The sequence below is a fragment of the Pannonibacter sp. genome (assembly GCF_051860505.1).
In the GTDB taxonomy this organism is placed as follows: domain Bacteria; phylum Pseudomonadota; class Alphaproteobacteria; order Rhizobiales; family Stappiaceae; genus Pannonibacter.
In genome coordinates, this window is the sequence record NZ_JBHYDX010000028.1 from 26,063 (window position 1) to 44,819 (window position 18,757).

Annotated in this window: 14 protein-coding genes and 1 riboswitch; of the genes, 9 read left to right on the top strand and 5 right to left on the bottom strand. The window is 62.5% G+C overall.

Annotation, left to right across the window (positions count from 1 at the left end; genetic code table 11):
• Nucleotides 1-79 precede the first annotated feature (79 nt).
• From ACTIFE_RS17470 to ACTIFE_RS17480, 3 genes are all read left to right on the top strand, one after another.
• Nucleotides 80-2,095 (top strand): bifunctional metallophosphatase/5'-nucleotidase, encoded by a 2,016-nt coding sequence (locus ACTIFE_RS17470; protein ID WP_439530437.1) that lies wholly within the window; start codon nucleotides 80-82, stop codon nucleotides 2,093-2,095.
• Between the two features lie 177 nt (nucleotides 2,096-2,272).
• Entirely contained in the window at nucleotides 2,273-2,914 is a 642-nt protein-coding gene (locus ACTIFE_RS17475) for a hypothetical protein (RefSeq protein ID WP_439530438.1), read from the top strand.
• Nucleotides 2,915-3,154: 240 nt separating this feature from the next.
• Entirely contained in the window at nucleotides 3,155-5,119 is a 1,965-nt protein-coding gene (locus ACTIFE_RS17480) for a methyl-accepting chemotaxis protein (protein WP_439530439.1), read from the top strand.
• Between the two features lie 503 nt (nucleotides 5,120-5,622).
• On the opposite strand, the gene ACTIFE_RS17485 is transcribed toward ACTIFE_RS17480, so the two are convergent.
• The 4 genes from ACTIFE_RS17485 to ACTIFE_RS17500 form a co-directional block, all read right to left on the bottom strand.
• A complete protein-coding gene (locus ACTIFE_RS17485; protein ID WP_439530440.1) occupies nucleotides 5,623-6,474 on the bottom strand; it encodes a hypothetical protein in 852 nt (283 codons plus the stop codon).
• Between the two features lie 119 nt (nucleotides 6,475-6,593).
• Nucleotides 6,594-7,442 carry a DMT family transporter gene (locus tag ACTIFE_RS17490; RefSeq protein ID WP_439530468.1) on the bottom strand — a complete coding sequence of 283 codons (849 nt, stop codon included), beginning with the start codon at nucleotides 7,440-7,442 and terminating at the stop codon, nucleotides 6,594-6,596.
• Nucleotides 7,443-7,578: 136 nt separating this feature from the next.
• A riboswitch (FMN riboswitch) is annotated at nucleotides 7,579-7,755 on the bottom strand.
• Between the two features lie 57 nt (nucleotides 7,756-7,812).
• Nucleotides 7,813-8,493 carry an HAD hydrolase-like protein gene (locus ACTIFE_RS17495; protein WP_439530441.1) on the bottom strand — a complete coding sequence of 227 codons (681 nt, stop codon included), beginning with the start codon at nucleotides 8,491-8,493 and terminating at the stop codon, nucleotides 7,813-7,815.
• Nucleotides 8,490-10,502, bottom strand: a complete 2,013-nt coding sequence (locus tag ACTIFE_RS17500) for an acetyl-CoA carboxylase biotin carboxylase subunit (RefSeq protein ID WP_439530442.1) — start codon at nucleotides 10,500-10,502, stop codon at nucleotides 8,490-8,492. Before ACTIFE_RS17500 ends, ACTIFE_RS17495 begins: the two co-directional genes overlap by 4 nt.
• Before the next feature lie 227 nt (nucleotides 10,503-10,729).
• Here ACTIFE_RS17500 and ACTIFE_RS17505 point away from each other — a divergent pair, with 227 nt between their 5' ends.
• The 4 genes from ACTIFE_RS17505 (at nucleotide 10,730) to ACTIFE_RS17520 (ending at nucleotide 14,261) form a co-directional block, all read left to right on the top strand.
• The gene (locus tag ACTIFE_RS17505) at nucleotides 10,730-11,191 is read left to right on the top strand and encodes a hypothetical protein (protein WP_439530443.1); all 462 of its coding nucleotides are present in this window, start codon (nucleotides 10,730-10,732) and stop codon (nucleotides 11,189-11,191) included.
• 143 nt (nucleotides 11,192-11,334) lie between these two features.
• The gene (gene folB, locus ACTIFE_RS17510; protein ID WP_439530444.1) at nucleotides 11,335-11,700 is read left to right on the top strand and encodes a dihydroneopterin aldolase; all 366 of its coding nucleotides are present in this window, start codon (nucleotides 11,335-11,337) and stop codon (nucleotides 11,698-11,700) included.
• A gap of 119 nt (nucleotides 11,701-11,819) precedes the next feature.
• Nucleotides 11,820-12,161, top strand: coding sequence for a hypothetical protein (locus ACTIFE_RS17515; RefSeq protein ID WP_439530445.1), 342 nt, complete (start codon nucleotides 11,820-11,822; stop codon nucleotides 12,159-12,161).
• Nucleotides 12,162-12,470: 309 nt separating this feature from the next.
• Nucleotides 12,471-14,261 carry a methyl-accepting chemotaxis protein gene (locus tag ACTIFE_RS17520; RefSeq protein ID WP_439530446.1) on the top strand — a complete coding sequence of 597 codons (1,791 nt, stop codon included), beginning with the start codon at nucleotides 12,471-12,473 and terminating at the stop codon, nucleotides 14,259-14,261.
• Between the two features lie 350 nt (nucleotides 14,262-14,611).
• Here ACTIFE_RS17520 and ACTIFE_RS17525 read toward each other — a convergent pair whose 3' ends face one another.
• The gene (locus ACTIFE_RS17525) at nucleotides 14,612-16,144 is read right to left on the bottom strand and encodes an acyl-CoA carboxylase subunit beta (RefSeq protein ID WP_439530447.1); all 1,533 of its coding nucleotides are present in this window, start codon (nucleotides 16,142-16,144) and stop codon (nucleotides 14,612-14,614) included.
• A 230-nt stretch (nucleotides 16,145-16,374) separates the two neighbouring features.
• On the opposite strand from ACTIFE_RS17525, the gene ACTIFE_RS17530 reads away from it, so the two are divergent.
• Nucleotides 16,375-17,799, top strand: coding sequence for a circularly permuted type 2 ATP-grasp protein (locus ACTIFE_RS17530; RefSeq protein ID WP_439530448.1), 1,425 nt, complete (start codon nucleotides 16,375-16,377; stop codon nucleotides 17,797-17,799).
• A gap of 4 nt (nucleotides 17,800-17,803) precedes the next feature.
• Nucleotides 17,804-18,748, top strand: coding sequence for an alpha-E domain-containing protein (locus ACTIFE_RS17535; protein ID WP_439530449.1), 945 nt, complete (start codon nucleotides 17,804-17,806; stop codon nucleotides 18,746-18,748).
• The last annotated feature ends 9 nt before the right edge of the window (nucleotides 18,749-18,757 follow it).

Here is an 18,757-nt window from a genome sequence, read left to right on the forward strand (position 1 = left end):
TGTCACAAAACTGTTATCCGCTCCGCTTAGCTGTGCAACGCTCACTATTCCGTGAGCAAATAGCCAAGGAGCTACCCTCATGTCGACGCCCAAGAGCAACATGAGCCGCCGCGACTTCCTCAAGTCGACCACCGTCGCTGCCGGTGTTGCAGCCCTCTCCCCGATGATCGTGTTCCGCGCCAATGCCGCCGCTGGTCCGGGGGAACTGCTGATGTCCCCGGCAACGCCGAACCCGAATGGCGCCTTCGAGCGCCTGTTCCTGCTGAAGGGCGATCCGCTGGCAGGCCCGGTGACCCGCATCGTCACCGCCGAAGGCAACCCGGTTCCCGCACCGGCACTCGCCCCCGGCGACCGGCGCGTGCTGCGCCTGATGCATTTCAATGACATGCACAACCACCTGACGGACCAGCATGCCAAGAAAGGCGACACCCATCGCCTGTCCCAGATGGTGCAGAAGCTGCGCCAGACCCGCTCGGCAGCTGGCGACAAGGAAGTCGTGCTGTTCGTCTCCGTCGGCGATGACCACACAGGTTCAGTCTTTGACGAACTCGTCGGCTGGTCGCCGGAAGAATTCGTCACCGATCCGGCCTACCGCGCCTACTCCGCCGCCGGTCTCGACATTGCCGTCCTCGGCAACCACGAGTTCGACCGTGGTGCGGAACTGCTGCGCATGGGACTGAAGCGGGATGCCACTTTCCCGGTCCTGTCCGCCAACGTGCACGGCTCGGCCTTCATGACCCGTGACGAAGACTATGTCTGCGCCGCCATTGCCGAGGCCAAGGGCCTGCGCATCGGCTTCATCGGCCTGACCACCGCCGTCGACACCCGCGTCGGCCAGCCGTCCGACCCGAAGCTCGCCGTCGCCAGCCCGGTCGAAGCCATCCGCAACGTGCTGCCGGCCGTGGCAGAAGTCTGCGATGTCGTCGTCATCCTGTCCCATTGCGGCTTCGGTTCCGGCTCGCACCGCTCGGGCAAGGCCGGCGCTGCGCGCATGATCGGTGAAGGTGACCTCGACATCGCAGCCGCTGCCGGTCCGCTGACCGACAAGCCGATCGTCCTGCTCGGCGGCCATTCGCACACCAAGCTCAACAGCGATGGCATCGACGCCGACAATGTCGTCGACGGCGTGCTGATCACCCAGGCGGAAGCCAACGGCAAGTATCTCGGCGACATTGCCATGTCGATCGCCGCCGAGAATGGGCGCAAGGCCTGGTTCTCGTCCGTCAGCCTGCATCCGGTGAAGAACCGCGATGACCGCGTCAAGGCGGACGACCCGACCTTTGCCAGCCTCGAGCATGATGGCGACTTTGATGCGGCCTTCGAAGCCGAGACGATTGCCCCCTTGCTCAAGGCGCTGGAGTCCAAGCTTGCCGAGGAAATCGGCCAGGTGGCCGATGACGAACTGGTCTCCACCGAGCGCACCATCGCCGACCGCTACATTCGCGAAGTGGCCATCGCCAACTTCATGAATGATGCACTGGTTGAACGCTCGGCAACCTTCCCGGGCGGCCAGATCGACATCGCCCTGTTCAACGCCACCGGCCTGCAGACCGGCATCGGCAAGGGCGCGCTGACGTTCAAGGCCTGGTATGACGTCATGCCCTACGCCGACAACGTGCATGTCGCCACCATGACCGGCGCCCAGATCCGCGACATGCTGGACAGCAACGCCAAGCGGTTTGTCCGTCCGGAAGAACTGGCCTCCGGTTCGCTCGACCTGACGCAGTTCGTGTCGCGCGGCCTGCTGCATTTCTCCAGCGCCCTGCGCTACAAGGTCGATTTCGGCGCCTCGGCAGCAGAAGCCCGCGCAGTAGATATCACCATCGCCGGTGCACCGATCGACACCGTCCTCGACAAGACCTTCAAGGTCGCCTTCAACACCTATGTGTCGCTGGGCGCCTTCGGGGAAGCGTGGAACGGCAAGCCGATCTCCGGCGGCGTTGCCGGCGACATCGCCAGCATGGACCTGCGCAAGCTGGACTATGACCACACCGGCCTCGTCTATCGCAACGAGATCATCGCCCACATTCGCGATCTCAAGGTGATCACCGCCGAAACCGGCGCCCGTCTCGACGGACGCCTCATCGCCGGCTGATTTCCGCGCAAACGACCTGCAGCCAGGGGCCCCGCCCCTGGCTGATCCATTTGCCCTTCCCGCGCTGCACCAGGGCACAAGCCTGCCACAAGCTTCCTCGTCACTAATACCGGTGCAAACGGCCACGCGGGCCGAAACCGGGGCCAAAGCGGCCGGACGTTCAGGGATGGCAGGGGCATGGATCTGGTCAATCCGACACCAACTCGCGTCGAATACATTCACGATGACAAGGCACAGACCCGTGTCGGCAGCTTCATCATCGGCATCGGCGGCATCGCCTGCGTCGTCGGCAGCCTTGTCGCAGACAGTTTCTGGCCGGCCCTTCTGGTCGCCGTCATCGCCGGCGTGGTCATCCTGCGCCTGCACCGTCAATGCGCCCGCACCAAGGTCATCTTCGACAAGGCCAACGACCGGCTGCTGCTGGAACACCGCACGCCGGGCGGGCGGCTGATGGGCAGCGAGCGGCTGCAACTGTCGCATCTGGAAAATGTCGTGCTGGAACGCGCCGGCTTCCTGCACAATTTCATGTCCAAGAAAGTCTGGCAGCGGCCGGTGATGATTGTCGCGGGCCGGCGGGTGCCGCTGACCTTCGCCAGCTACGAGACCGGCGGTGTTGCCGAGGACATTGCGGCGCAGCTGCGCGAGAAGTTCGAACTGCCCCGCTCGGCACGGTTCAGCGAGACAGCTCCAGCCCCCGAACAGGGCAAGACCATCAAGTCCCGCCGAAGCGTCAGCGACGAGCCGGACGACGGCGGCATGAATGCGCTGGCCAAGCGCGCCCGCGCCATTCGCGAACGCAGCGCTGAAAGCGAAGCCTGACGGGTTGCGCCTCGCCCCTTACAAAAATACACTCAAAAGTTATTCTACGGAAAGCATGCAGCTGATGATTTAGGCTGCTCTAGGTCATATTGACAATACCGCGACCTGCAAATCTGAAGCGTCCCTACGGCATTTCACGACATCCCGACAGTTCTGACTCAGTCAATACTTTAATCACGAATAAAGCCTAGCTTCGGACATGAAATGCCTCAACGGCACAGATTTGCTCCGGAGCCCACCATGTCTGCATCCGCCACCACGTTGTCAGGGCGCAGCCTGATCACCAAGATCCTGGCCGCTGCCACGGCCGTCATCGTCCTGATTTTTGCAGGGTTTGCCCTCTACAATGACAGCGTCCAGCGCGGCCAAGTTGAAACCCGCGTCGAGCAGAACTTGGGCCTCATCAGCAAGGCCATGTCGCGCAGCGTGTCGAACTGGCTGTCGGGTCGGCTGGCGCTGACCGCACTCACTGTCGAGACCCTCGGCAACCGGCCCAACGCTGAAGTCACCAACGAGGACTTCAACAAGCCGGCGCTGGCGCAGAACTTCGCCATGACCTATTTCGGCACCTCGGAAGGCGCATTCCTCATGTGGCCTCTCGCGGACATGCCCGCCGGCTATGATCCGCGCGTACGTCCCTGGTACAAAGATGCCGTCGCCCAGAACGGCCTGACCATCACCGAGCCCTATCTCGATGCCTCGTCTGGCTCCCTGACCGTAACCGTCGCCGCACCGCGCAAGCTGGACGGCCAGACGGCGGGCGTCATCGGCTCGGACTTCTCCATCGAAACCATCGAGACGATGCTGAAGGAGTCTAATCTTGGTGATCTCGGCTACCTGTTCATTGCCAACAAGGACGGCAAGGTCCTGATCCACCCGACCCGCGATGCTGTCGGCAAGAGCCTCTCGGAGTTGTTCTCAGGGTCACAGGTCGCCATGACGGACCGGTTGCAGTCGGTCGGCAGCCCGGATGGCACCCGCATCCTCTCCTTCGTTCCGATCTCCGGCCTGCCCGGCGTCGAGTGGTACGTCGGCATGTCCATCGACGAGGCTGTGGCTTATGCCGAGGTCGCCGAATTCCGCCAGTCGGCGATCATCGCGGTGGTTGCCGCCATTGTCATCATGCTCGGCATCCTGGGCACGCTGTTCCAGCGCCTGCTGGCGCGCCCGCTGGCCTCGATCACCTCAGCCATGAGCCGCATCGCCAATGGGGACCTGACGGTTGGCATCCCCGGCCTTGGCCGCAAGGACGAGATCGGCGCCATTGCCGAGGCTGTCCAGGTGTTCAAGGACAATGCCGTCGAACGCGAACGCCTGCAAGAAGAACAGCGCCTTGAAGAAGCGGCCAAGCAGCGCCGCGCCGAAGCCGTCGACCGCCTGATCAACCACTTTGCCCAGGATGTCAGCGGCTCGCTCAGCACCGTAACCGGCGCAACCCAGGACGTGGTCTCCACCGCCCGGCAGCTCAGCCAGACCTCCGTCGCCAGCTCGGAAGGCGCCAACCACGCCGCCGCTGCCTCCGAGGAAGCCGCCGCCAACGTCCGCTCGGTTGCCGCTGCCTCGGAAGAGCTCACCTCGTCCATTGCCGAGATTGCCCGCCGCGTCGAGCATTCAAACCAGATTGCCTCCAAGGCGTCCTCGGCCGCTGACGAAACCAACGCCACGGTGCAGAGCCTCGTCCAGACGACCGAGAAGATCAGCCAGATCGTCAAGCTGATCAGCGACATCGCCGCCCAGACCAACCTCCTCGCCCTCAACGCGACCATCGAGGCAGCGCGGGCCGGCGATGCCGGCAAGGGCTTCGCGGTCGTCGCCAGCGAAGTCAAGTCGCTCGCCAACCAGACCGCTTCGGCGACGGAAGAAATCGCCACCCAGATCCAGGCGATGCAGGCCGTCTCCAACCAGGCCGCCGTGGCGATCCAGAGCATCGGCGAGGTCATCGGCCAGATGAACTACATCTCGACCGAAATCTCCGCCGCCGTCACCCAGCAGAGCGGCGCCACCACCGAGATCTCCCGCTCGGTGCATGAAGTGGCGACCGGAACGCAGAACGTCTCCGAAACCCTCACCGGCGTGTCGCGCGGGGCCAACGAGACCGGCGACAGCGCCCAGACCCTGCTCTCGGTCGCAACCCAGCTCACCCAGCAGACCGACAATCTGCGCCAGCGCATCGACGCCTTCTTCGGCGAAATCCGCGCCGCCTGAGTGCATCGCAGCTAAAGAAACGGGAAACGGCGGCCCAGGTGGCCGCCGTAAGTATATGACAAACCCTCTATTGTCTTCCCGGACGCAGCAAAGCGGAGATCCGGGACCGGAGAGCCAAGGTCTCTTCGGTATTCACTCATTGAAACATTGACGCCTCGACTCTCCGGTCCCGGCTCCGCGCTGCGCTTGGCCGGGATGACTTTGGTGGGTCAAGGTTTGACAGCAGTCTGACGGCGGCCCATGTGGCCGCCGTTGTTGTGTCTGGAGTGCAAGATCCCCATGAGAAGCCTGCCACGGATGCCCCTCCCCCACGGGCAGTCATCCCCGCCTTGTGCGGGGATCCATACGGGCGTGGCGACCGTTGGAGCGATTCTGGCCAGCCCAAGCGTGCGGAGCTGATCCCCGCACAAGGCGGGGATGACCGCTGCGATGGGGCAATAGGCTATCGGACCGGTCGCGGCTCAGCGGCGGCCTCTTTGTACATGGCGCATACTCGCCAGGCTTCAGTCCTTCCGCTCGCGCGGCACAACAACATCAAGCTCGGGCACCCGGTAGGCGGAGAACCGCGCGCGCAGGGCCTTGTCCAGGGCAATCAGCTTGTCGAGCGGCACTTCGGTCACCGGAACGCTATGGACCCAAAGGCTTAGACCGGGTTCGAAGTCGTAGCCGAAAGCGCATTGCCGCGGCGGATGGACCCGGCTGACGCAGCTGATGTAGAGGGGCTGGCCCTTGGGCGTGAGATAGCCGCTGCCCTCCGTGGTCAGATAGATCGGCCAGTCGTCCTTGCCCTCCCACGGAAATTCCGTTGGGATCACGCAGCCTTTCAGCTCCGGCGTCACTTGAACCAGGGGCTTGCCCGGCGTGCAGTTCGTCTCAAAACGGTTGCGATAGCCTCTCCAGAAGGTATCTCCGCCTCCGTCGCCAATCAGCATAACCCCCGGATCGGGGACCGAAATGCCGAGGGACTTCAACTCGGCTTGCCAGGCCTCGCTGTTCGGCAAAAGACTTGGACCGAACATCGGGCGCAACTGGGCCGGGTTTTCTCGGCAGCCTTCGCCCGCTTCCGGGTTCAGGGGCGGCGTCAACGGCGGATCGAAATCTCCCAGCGTGTAAAAACGTGGGTGATACTCAAGCACAAAGGCATGTCCCGAACCCAAGCGGACATAAAGGCGACGATCCTGCGGATCGGCGCATTCCTCCGGGTTGAAGACAAAGGGCTTTTTAGTCAAAGCCCAGTACTTGCTAACTAGTTCCTGAACATAAGGCGATAGCTGCGGCTCACCGCAGCCAGCGAGCACCACGGCCAGCAAAAGAAACTGGCAAAAATGCCTTGCCGAGACTGGCGTCATCAGCATCACGTCCCCTTGCGCCCTGCTATCCTGTCAATACTGCGGATAGCAGCCCGCGCCACGCGTGACAATCAACCGGGACATTCGCACTGGTTGTAGCCAGCGCCTTTGATGCAGCCCTCCCCTCACCCCGCCACCATCTGCCGCCGGGCGAGATGGTCTTCCATCAGGACAAGGAAAGACCCGGTGAGGATGAGGGCGGCGCCGGGCCAGAGGTAGCCGTCTGGGATGAAGCCGAAGGCGAGCCAGCCGGTGAGGATGTTGAGCGGCAGCTTCAGATGGTCAAAGGGCTGGACGAAGGCCGCATCGGCGCGGGCATAGGCGAGCGTGAGGAGGTAGTTGGCCGCGACCGTGAAAAGCCCTGCGCCCAGCGCCAGATAGAGGCTGAGGCCGGTTGGCACGACTGCGCCATCGATCAGCGCCAGCGCGCCGTTGACCGGCGTCAGCAGCAGGAGAAGATAGAGCGTCACGGTATCGGCGGATTCGGCCCCGGTGAGGCGCTTGGTCACCAGCGAAGCCCCGCCCCAGAGCGCGGCGGCCAGCACCGGCAGCAGCGCGGCGAGCTCGAACCGCTCGCTCCAGGGGGCAAGGATCACCATGCCGCCGGCAAAGCCCAGCAGCGTCGCCAGCCAGCGCAGGGGACCGACCTGTTCCTTCAGGAAGACCCGCGCGCCAAGAATGACAAAAAAGGGCGAGGTCATGATCAGGGCGATGGCCTGCCAGATCGGCACATGAGCCAGACCAAACACCCAGGCCTGCACGCCGCCGACAGCCAGAAGAATGCGCAGCGCATGCAGCTTCGGCTGCCGCGTCACGAGCGCCGCCCTGCCCCGCCGGAGGATCCAGGGCAGTGCGAACAGCAGCGCCACCAGATATTGCCAGAAAGCGGCGCTGGCGGCCGGCAGACCGAGCTGCATGGTTGCCGCCTGCAGGCAGACATTGACGAGGGCGAAGCTCGCCCCGGCCCCGATCATGCAGGCAGCGGCAACGAGCGGCTTTGAAGGGAACGACGAAGTCTGCACGGCACGGGCCATCCTGTGGCAATGGACCCGGGGCAAAGCCAAGCGCAGGCCGGTGCCGGCCACAAGGACGGCGCGCAGCGTGGACTGGCCAGGTTCTCTTTCATCCGGACTGTAACCGTCGGCTCCGGAGTTGCACCGGATCTGCTGTCCCTTCCAGCGTCAGCTGAAAGGCGCTCGCGGGCTGCGGCCTTGGGTCCATCCTCTCGGACAGTCCCTCAAGGCAATCACCGCCGGTGGGGAGTTTCACCCCGCCCCGAGGACCTGTTTCTGGTGCGGAGAGACTAAACCGGCATCCGGGACCGGCGCAAGCAGTGATTTTCAGTCATACTGAAAGCCAAGCGCGGATTTCATCCGGCAGACGGGCGATCAGGGCCGGGTGTTCGGCGGCCAGTTCCTCGTAGCCGCCATAGCCCCAGGTGACGCCAATGGCCCGCTTGTCATTGGCATGCGCGCCAATGAGGTCATGCTTGCGGTCACCGATCATGACGCAGCTGCCGGAATCGCGTGCTTCCTGCTCAAGGAGGTGCGCAATCAGCTCGGTCTTGGCCGAGCGGGTGCCATCCAGTTCCGAGCCATAGACCTTGCGGAACTGCGGCATGAGCCCGAAATGCTCGACGATCTTTCCGGCATAGGCATGGGGCTTCGATGTGGCAACATAGAGAGTGAGGCCCGCGCCGGTGAGCGCCTCGACCAGCGGCGCAATGCCGGCGATCAGCTCGTTCTCGTAGAGACCGACATCCGTGTAGCGCTCACGGTAAAGCGCCACGGCCCGGTCAAGCAGCGCCTTGTCCACGGCGGGAGTGCCGTCGCTGGCGAGCAGCACGGCAAAACTCTCCCACAGCGGCGGACCGATGCACCAGCCCAGTTCCTCGGCCGCCGGGACCGGCGCGCCGAGCTTCTCAAGGGCATACTGGATCGAGCGGGTGATGCCGACAAAGGGATCGGTCAGCGTCCCGTCCAGATCGAACAGGACCGTGTCGATCCCCTTCGCGCCTCGCGTCATTCAAACTCCATGATCACGGCATCGACGGCGAGACTGTCGCCGGGCTTGGCCTTGATCTGGCTGATAACACAATCGCGTTCGGCGCGAAGCACGTTTTCCATCTTCATCGCCTCGACGATGGCGAGTGCTTCGCCGGCCTTCACGTCCTGGCCTTCGCTGACCATGACGGAGACGACGAGACCCGGCATCGGGCAGAGAAGGAACTTCGAGGTGTCCGGCGGCAGCTTTTCCGGCATCAGGGCGTCGAGTTCCGCCGTGCGCGGGGTCATGGTCTTGGCAATGACCGAGTAGCCCTGCCAGTCGAGCCGGTAGCCGGAGGTGACGGGGCGCACCTGCACCACCACGCGGCGGCCACCAATGGTGCCGCGCCACAGCCGGTCGCCCGGCACCCAGTCCGAGGTGACGGTAACGACATCTCCGCCGTCAACGGCAATATCCATTTCCAGCGGCGCTGCCGGATAGCCCTCAGCGATGCGAACCGGGATGTAGTCCTTGCCGATCTTCACGGTCCACTGCTCGCGCACGGCGCCCGTGTGCGGACGCAGCCGGCCCGGCAGATGATCCAGGCGTTCGCGGCGCAGGGTTTCCATGGTCAGCGCCACCGCAGCCAGAACCGCCTTGGCCTCGGCATCCGGAACTGCCGGAGTAAAGCCGTCAGGATACTCCTCGACGATGAAGCCGGTCGACAACGTGCCGGCGCGCCAGCGCGAATGGCTCATCAGCGAGGTCAAGAACGGCACGTTGTGCTGGATGCCATCGACATAGAAGGCGTCGAGCGCTTCCGACATGGCCTCGATCGCCTCCCCGCGCGTCGGCGCATGGGTGACGAGCTTGGCGATCATCGGGTCGTAGAACATCGAGATTTCCGAGCCCTCGACGACGCCGGTGTCGTTGCGCACGGTCACGCCGTCTTCCGACTTCTCCTCCGGCGGGCTGTAGCGCACGAGACGGCCGATGGACGGCAGGAAGTTGCGATAGGGATCCTCGGCATAGATGCGGCTCTCGACCGCCCAGCCGTTCAGCTTCACATCGGACTGCGCGATGGCCAGCTTCTCGCCATAGGCGACGCGGATCATCTGCTCGACGAGGTCAATGCCGGTGATGAGTTCGGTCACCGGGTGCTCGACCTGCAGGCGGGTGTTCATCTCGAGGAAGAAGAAGCTCTTGTCCTGACCGGCGACGAATTCCACCGTGCCGGCGCTGTCGTAATTGACGGCCTTGGCGAGCGCCACGGCCTGCTCGCCCATGGCGCGGCGGGTGGCCTCATCGAGCAGCGGCGACGGGGCCTCCTCGATGACCTTCTGGTTGCGCCGCTGGATCGAGCATTCGCGCTCGCCGAGATAGATGACGTTGCCGTGCTTGTCGCCCAGCACCTGGATCTCGATGTGGCGCGGGTTCTGGATGAACTTCTCGATGAACACACGGTCGTCGCCAAAGGAGGACGCCGCTTCCGACTTGGAGCGGGCAAAGCCTTCGTGCACCTCACCGGCGTTCCAGGCAATGCGCATGCCCTTGCCGCCGCCGCCGGCCGAGGCCTTGATCATGACCGGGAAGCCGATCTCGGTGGCGATCTCCACCGCATGTTCCGGCGTCTCGATGACCCCGAGATAGCCCGGCACGGTGCTGACTTTGGCGGCGTTGGCGAATTTCTTCGATTCGATCTTGTCGCCCATGGCCTCGATGGCCTTGGGGTTCGGACCGATAAAGACAATGCCGGCTTCCGCAAGGGCCTTCGGGAAGGCAGCGCGCTCGGACAGGAAGCCATAGCCCGGATGCACGGCCTCGGCGCCGGTCGCCTTGCAGGCGGCGATGATCTTGTCCATCACGAGGTAGGATTCTGCCGCGGCCGCCGGCCCGATGTGCACGGCCTCATCGGCCATTTCCACGTGCAGCGCGTCCTTGTCCGCATCCGAGTAGACCGCAACGGTCCTGATCCCCATCCGCCGCGCGGTCTTGATGACACGGCATGCGATTTCGCCGCGGTTCGCGATCAGGATCTTGGAAAACATGCGCGTCTGCCCCCGCCTATTCATTGGCTCTGTGGTGTTGGGTGCTCTGGTTGTAGGCGCTTGGCCACCTGCCGCGCAATATCACCAAAGGATGACATCCCTGATCTCGACTGGAAGTCAGAGCGCCACTTGAGCGCGTGGATTCCTCTGGATCAATCTGAGGTCGGCGAAGGATTTTTTAGTGAATATCGAAGAAAGTGCCTATGGATAAAAATACGGGGGACCCAATGAGGGGAATAATCCTGGCCGCAGCGGCGGCACTGACCATAACATCTGCAACGGCAGCGTTGGCAGAAGAGCATTACTGGCGCCATGAAACCGTGCAGGGCTTTGAAAAATACTATACGTCCACAGAGGATGGTTCCCATTTCATCATCTGGTGCAATCCAGCGCGCGGGCTTGCCGGCGCGATCCTCGACATCGACATCAAGGGCCACAACGCCCCGGCCCGCAAGACGATCAAGATCGTGCTCGACCGCTCGGCCTTTGACGTGGCCGCCGATGAGCAGGGCTATGTGAAATCGGATTGTCCGGCCTGTGCCGATCGGTCGGAAATGCTCTGGAAAAAGCTCGAAGGGGCCAAGAACCTGGCCGTCCGGTTCTCCGACGAGAGCTATTCACAATTCTCCCTGCGCGGGGTTCGCGAAGTGCTGAAGGGCTCCCCTTGCGCGCCTGGACGCAGTTCCTGAGGCGCGTGCACACTTGAAGGGAACCGCCGTCACTCGGCGACTGGATTTCTGCAAGGCTCTGGCCTATGACGCAGGCGCCTGCGCCCCCGCCGGCGCGGGCGCCTGCCCGCCTTTGCCCGCCCGCCATTGCAGGAGCCGGACGCATGGACGTCATTTATCTCGAGGACCTCGCCTTTTTTGCCTACCATGGGCTCTATGAGGAAGAGACGCGGCTCGGACAGCGGTTCCATGTTGACCTCACCTGCTGGCTCGATCTCGGGCCTGCCAGCCGCGAGGACGACTACGCCCTGACCGTCTGCTACGGAACATTGACCCGGGTGATCGAAGGCGTGGTGACCGGTTCGCGTTTCAAACTCATTGAACGGCTCGCCGGAGCTATTGCCGAAGCGGTGCTGGCCGCCGATCCACGCATCGACAAGGTGCGCATCCGCGTGCACAAACCGGGCGCCCCGCTGCCAATTTCCTCCGGCCGGGCCAGTGTCGAGATCGAGCGTACACGCGAAAGTTAATGCCAGGGCCTTACTACTGGCCCTTTTCTGCTTATTTTAAAGATGTGCTCTGGTCCCGGGTCTGGCCGTCACAGTTTGATGACCCAGCCTGCGGCAGAGGCCGTTTATTGGAGCAGCCCATGCCCATCCCATCACTTCGCACGAAAACCCGGCCAGGCATCGCCTGCATTGCCGTCGCACTCACCACGCTCTTCGCCACCACCACGGCAAGCCTTGCCCGGCCAGACCTGCGCCAGATGACCTGCCGCGAGGCGCAGCAGACTCTTTTGCGCAATGGCGCCGTCGTGTTCACCACCGGCCCGAACACCTATGACCGCTTTGTCACCAGCCGCGCCTACTGCGACAGCTGGGAAGAGGCCGTTCCGGCCTATCAAAAAACCCGCGATGCACCACAATGCCAGATCGGTTTCCAGTGTGAAGAGCCCCTGTTTCGTCGCGGCGGACGGCTTTTCGACGATTAAGAATGACGAAAGCCTGAGAGTAATGACAGTAACAAAATAAATTTTACTGCTGTGCACCTAACACCACCACTCAAGTCTCAAAAGTCAAAAAAATAGATCAAGAAAAAATTTCTTCCATCTCACTTATTCAGAAGACATGTACTTAGATCAAAAATAGAAAATCAATTATCCATTTCATTTCATAATAATACAACCCTTGATGCAAGTGCGCCCGATTTAAAATTTTCAAATTATTGAAATTTAATCGTTCATTTACGCGGCGCGCTCAATCTTCCCCTACGGCAAAACTGCCTTCTCGGAGAGATTGTAATGCGGATTTCCACACTTGTCTTCATAGCGGCCGGTATCTCTGCAGCAGCTGGCGCTGGTCTCGTGTTTGCGCTGCAGCAAGCTCACCTCGCAAACGTACATCTCGAGGAGGCCATCGAGGGCAAGTACCAGTCATACTTGCTGGCCGACGAATTGCGCCAGAGTTCGGATGACCTGACGCGCCTTGCCCGCACCTATGTGGTGACCGGCGAAGCCCAGTATGAGGCGCAGTACAATGCGATCCTTGCCATCCGCAATGGCGAGAAGCCGACGCCACAGAGCTATCACCGTATCTACTGGGACTTCGTCGCCGCAGGCACGGCCAAGCCGCGTCCGGACGGCGAGACCAGCGCCTTGCTTGACCGCATGGTTGAGGCCGGCTTCACCCCGGCGGAACTGGCGCTGCTTGACGAAGCCAAAAAGAACTCCGATGGCCTGGTGAACCTCGAAGTCGAGGCGATGAACTACGTCAAGGGCCTCGACAAGGACGGCAAGCCAATCGCGGCCGACGACCCGAGCAAGCCGATCAAGATGCTGCACAGCACCCAGTATCATGGCTTCAAGGCCAATATCATGAAGCCGGTCGACCAGTTTTACGAACTGATGGAGCAGCGCACCCAGACGGCTATCGAGACTGCCCAGGCAGAAGACCGCACAGCGAGCTTGATCCTCAACATTTCCATCGCGATTACCCTTGCAACACTGTTCGGGCTGGTTGCGCTCGTCTTTTTCGGCATGCTGCGCAGCATGAACCGGCTGGGCAAGGACATGACGACAATCGCCAGTGGCGCTATCGACATGCAGATCGCCGCTCTGGGACGGAAGGACGAAATTGGCGACATGGCCACCGCCCTGGAAAGCTTCCGCCAGTCCCTGATCGAGAAGCGGGCGATGGAAAGCCGCCAGGCCGAAGAAGCCGCAGCCGTGAACCAGCGGATTGCCGCTGAACGGCGCAGCATTGCCATGTCGTTCAATGACCGCGTCGCCGGCATCTTTGGCGATCTGTCGGGCTCGGTGAAGGATCTGCAGGGCATCTCCGGCCAGCTCAAGCATTCGGCCAGCGCAACGGACGAGCAGTCCCGCCGCTCGCTGGTGGCGACGTCCGAGGCCGGCTCCGCCGCCCAGACTGTGGCATCTGCGACCACCGAGCTGACCTCGTCCCTGTCAGAGATCACCTCGCGCATCACCCATGTGAAGACGCGTATCGGCGCTGCAAGTTCAGTTTCGTCCGAGGCCAGCACCAACATGGAGCGGCTCGACAAGATGGCGGAGAGCATCGGCACCGTCATCGGCCTCATCCAGGACATTGCCGAGCAGACCAACCTCCTGGCTCTCAACGCCACCATCGAGGCCGCCCGCGCCGGCGAATCCGGCAAGGGCTTCGCGGTCGTGGCTGCCGAAGTGAAGACGCTCGCCAACCAGACCGCCCGGGCAACCGACGACATCCGCACCCAGATCGAGGCGATCCAGAGCTCGACCTCCAGTTCGGTTTCCTCGATCAACTCGATCAACGGCATCCTGACTGAAATGGAAGGCTTCGTGGAGGATCTCGCCTTCTCGATTGCCCAGCAGGAAGAGGCAACCGGCGAAATCGCCCGTGCCGCCCAGGTCTCGACCCACAACACCGACACCCTGACCCAGTCGGTCAACCAGGTTGGCGCGATGACCCAGGACAACAGCCGCCTCGCCGACAAGCTGCAGGAAGAGGCCCACACCCTCAACCAGCGCGCATCCGTGTTGCAGCAGGCCATCGAAGCCTTCGTGTCCGAGACTTCCGTCAAGGCTGCCTGAAGGCCTGACCGAAAGACGCGCAGACATCAAAAAAGGGCGGATTCGCGGATCCGCCCTTTTTCATTCAAGCGCCCCATCACGTCATCCCGGCCCAACTGAGCGCAAGCGAAGTGCCGAGCCGGGATCCAGAAATCAGCCGCGCGAAGCGCGACAAGCCAGATGCAGCGGAGACTTTGAGATCATCATTGCTATGAGCTCGCTCACGCTCGCACTGATGTGCTGGATTCCGGATCTGCGGTTCGCTCATGCTCACCTTGTCCGGAATGACGGTGTCTTGTCTGAAAAAGGGCGGATCCCAGGATCCGCCCTTTTTCATTCAGCGTCGTGATGCGCCTGTCCGGCATTGCGGCTCAGAGCGGGATGTTGTCGTGCTTCTTCAGCGGCATTGCCACTTTCTTGGCACGCAGCAGCGCCAGCGCGCGGGAGACGCGCTTGCGGGTGGAATGGGGCATGATCACTTCGTCGATATAGCCGCGCTCGGCTGCAACGAAGGGGTTGGCGAAGCGGGTCTCGTAGTCCTTGGTCCGCTTGGCGATCTTGTCCTTGTCGGCCAGTTCCGAGCGGTAGAGGATCTCGACCGCGCCCTTGGCCCCCATCACCGCGATCTCGGCCGTCAGCCAGGCGTAATTGATGTCGCCGCCGATATGCTTGGAGCTCATCACGTCATAGGCGCCGCCATAGGCCTTGCGGGTGATGACGGTGACTTTCGGAACGGTCGCTTCGGCATAGGCAAACAGCAGCTTGGCGCCATGCTTGATCAGGCCGCCATACTCCTGCGCCGTGCCCGGCAGGAAGCCCGGAACGTCGACGAAGGTGACGATCGGGATGTTGAAACAGTCGCAGAAGCGCACGAACCGCGCGGCCTTGCGGCTGGCGTCACTGTCCAGAACCCCCGCGAGCACCATCGGCTGGTTGGCAATGATGCCGACCGTCCGGCCCTCGAGGCGGCCGAAGCCGGTAATGATGTTCTTGGCAAAGCCGGCCTGGATCTCGAAGAAGTCGCCCTCGTCGACCGTCTTCAGCACCAGTTCCTTCATGTCATAGGGCTTGTTCGGATTGTTCGGGATCAGCGTGTCGAGGCTGAGGTCGAGCCGCGACGGATCGTCGTGGCAATCGACTTCTGGCACATCGGCCGCGTTGTTCATCGGCAGGAAGTCGATGAGGCGGCGCATTTCCAGAAGCGCCTCGACGTCATTGTCGAAACCGCCATCGGCGATGGAGGACTTGGTGGTGTGAACGCTTGCCCCGCCCAGTTCCTCGGCCGTCACCGTTTCATTGGTCACGGTCTTCACCACATCCGGGCCGGTGACGAACATGTAGGACGTGTCGCGCACCATGAAGATGAAGTCGGTCATCGCCGGCGAATAGACATCGCCGCCAGCGCAGGGGCCCATGATCAGCGAGATCTGCGGGATCACGCCCGAGGCAATCACGTTGCGCTGGAACACCTCGCCATAGCCGGCAAGCGCCGCCACGCCTTCCTGGATGCGCGCGCCACCGGCATCAAACAGCCCGATGATCGGAGCCCGGTTCTGCAGCGCCATGTCCTGGATCTTGATGATTTTTTGGGCATGGGTTTCGGACAGCGATCCGCCGAAGACCGTGAAATCCTTGGAAAAGACATAGACGACACGGCCATTGACAGTGCCCCAGCCGGTGACAACGCCGTCACCGGGGATATGCGCCTCGTCCATGCCGAAGTCGGTGCAGCGGTGCTGCTTGAACATGTCGAATTCCTCGAAGGATCCTTCATCGAGGAAAATATCGATGCGCTCGCGGGCGGTCAGCTTGCCGCGCGCGTGCTGGGCGTCGATGCGCTTCAATCCGCCGCCGAGCCGCGCGGTTTCGCGCCGGTGTTCCAGTTCGGCAAGGATTTCCTTCATGGTGTGCCCCTTTGGCATGACGTGCTTTGGCATCGGTCTATCATGAGCGCGCAAAGCCCGGAAAGTCAGCACAAAGATGGACGCCGGGCCTCTAGCGGGCCATGGACAGTCAGGCAAGCCCGACATTGTGCCTAAAGGGAAGGCAGCCAAGCGTGAAGATTGCGCTTTTGCAGACCCAAGTGATTTGCAATGCTTGCCTAAATGATCGGCAAACGACGACGGGGGAGAACATGGCCGCTGACCGGGTGGTGTTCAACGAAATGCTGGGAACGGACGGCGTTGTCCGTCCCGCCTATTCCCGGCTCGCTGACTGGCTGGACAAACAGCCAAAGGGCTTTCTGTCGCGCAAGAACCGCGAGGCGGAGACCATTTTCCGAAGGCTGGGCATTACCTTCGCCGTCTATGGCGCGCAGGAGGCGACGGAACGGCTGATCCCCTTCGATCCGATCCCGCGCATCCTGTCGGCCGGGGAATGGCGGCGCCTGTCGGCCGGCATCGACCAGCGCGTGCGCGCGCTCAATGCCTTCCTGCATGATATCTATCACCGACAGGAGATCATCCGCGCCGGCCGCATCCCCGCCGACCTCATACTCCAGAACGCCGCCTTCCTGCCCGAGATGGTCGGCTTCACCCCGGCGAGGCGTGTCTATTCTCATATCATTGGCACTGATCTCGTTCGCGTTGGCGAGAATGACTTTTATGTTCTGGAGGATAACACCCGCACCCCGTCCGGCGTCTCTTACATGCTGGAAAACCGGGAAACGATGATGCGGATGTTCCCGGACCTGTTCCAGATGCACCGGGTCGCCCCGATCGAGCGTTATCCCGAGTTGCTGCGGCAGACGCTGGAGAGCGTTGCGCCGGAGGGGGCGAACGGGGATCCGACCATCTGCATCCTGACCCCGGGGATCTACAACTCGGCCTATTTCGAACACGCCTTCCTCGCCGACCAGATGGGCGTCGAACTGGTCGAGGGCAGAGATCTTTTCGTTGACAATGGAAAGGTCTGGATGCGGACGACGCGCAAGCCGAAGCAGGTGGATGTCATCTACCGCCGCATCGACGATGCCTTCCTCGATCCCCTCACCTTCCGGCCGGACTCGATGCTGGGCGTGCCGGGCCTGTTCGATGCCTATCGTGCCGGCACGGTGACGATCTGCAATGCGCCGGGCACCGGCATTGCCGATGACAAGGCGATCTATGCCTATGTCCCGGACATCATCGAGTTCTACACCGGGCAGAAGCCGATCCTGAACAACGTGCCGACCTGGAACTGTTCACGGCCCGATGACTTGGCCTATGTGCTCGACAACCTCGCCGACATCGTCGTCAAGGAAGTGCATGGCTCGGGCGGCTATGGCATGTTGATCGGCCCGACCGCCTCGAAACGAGAAGTCTCCGCTTTCCGCGAGATTCTGAAGGCCAATCCGACCAACTACATTGCCCAGCCAACGCTGGCACTATCCGCTTGCCCGACGCATGTGGCCTCGGGCGTCGCCCCGCGCCATGTCGATTTGCGCCCCTTCGTGCTGATCGGCGATCAGGTGCGCATCACGCCGGGCGGATTGACACGCGTCGCGCTGAAGAACGGCTCCCTGGTGGTCAATTCCAGCCAGGGCGGCGGCACCAAGGATACCTGGGTTCTGGAGGACTGATCGCATGCTTGGCCGTACCGCCTCCTCCCTGTTCTGGATGTCGCGCTATCAGGAACGCGCCCACAACACTGCCCGGCTGCTCGAAGCAGCCTGGCGCACCGCCATGCTGCCGCATCTTGGCACCGATCCTGCCGGCGACTGGCGCTCCGTTCTTGTCGGGGCAGGCTGCGAAGCCGCCTATCTGGAAAAGGTCGGCGAGATCACCCAGCGCGGCGTCGTCAACTTCATGCTGTTCGACAAGAGCAATCCGTCCTCGATCCATTCCGGACTGGAGACCGCCCGCAACAATGCCCGCTCGGTGCGCACCGGCATCACCTCCGACATGTGGGAGGCGATCAACACCACCTGGATCGAGTTTGCCGACGTCAAGCCGCAGACCGTGTCCCAGGACAAGCTGCCGGAGTTCGTCGCCTGGATCGGCCAGCGGGCGCTGCTGTTTCGCGGCGCATTGCTCGGCACCATCCTGCGCGACGATGGCTACCACTTCTCGCAGCTCGGCCACTTTGTCGAGCGCGCAGACCATACCGCCCGGGTGCTGGACACGCGCTACTGGATCTTCCTGCCTGACACCGATGTTGGCGGCAGTGCCCATCACCACCAGTGGACCTCGATCCTGCGGGTCATGTCAGGGCTCAGGAGCTACCGCTTCGCCTATCCGGATTCCCGCATCAGGGGCGTCAATGTCGCGGACTTCCTGATCCTGCGCCGGGAAATGCCACGGTCTCTGGCCCATTGCTACGACTGGATCACGGGCACCATGGCCGACCTCACCGCCTTCTATGGCGACGAGATGCCAAGCGCGGCCCAGGCCGCCGTGATCCACGAGCAGCTGCGCAGCGGCTCGATGGCTGACATCTTCGACAGTGGCCTGCACGAATTCCTGAGCGACTTCACCTTGCGAAACAACAAGTTCGCCGACCGGCTCGCGCGCGACTACAATTTCGCCTGAGGCCTGCCG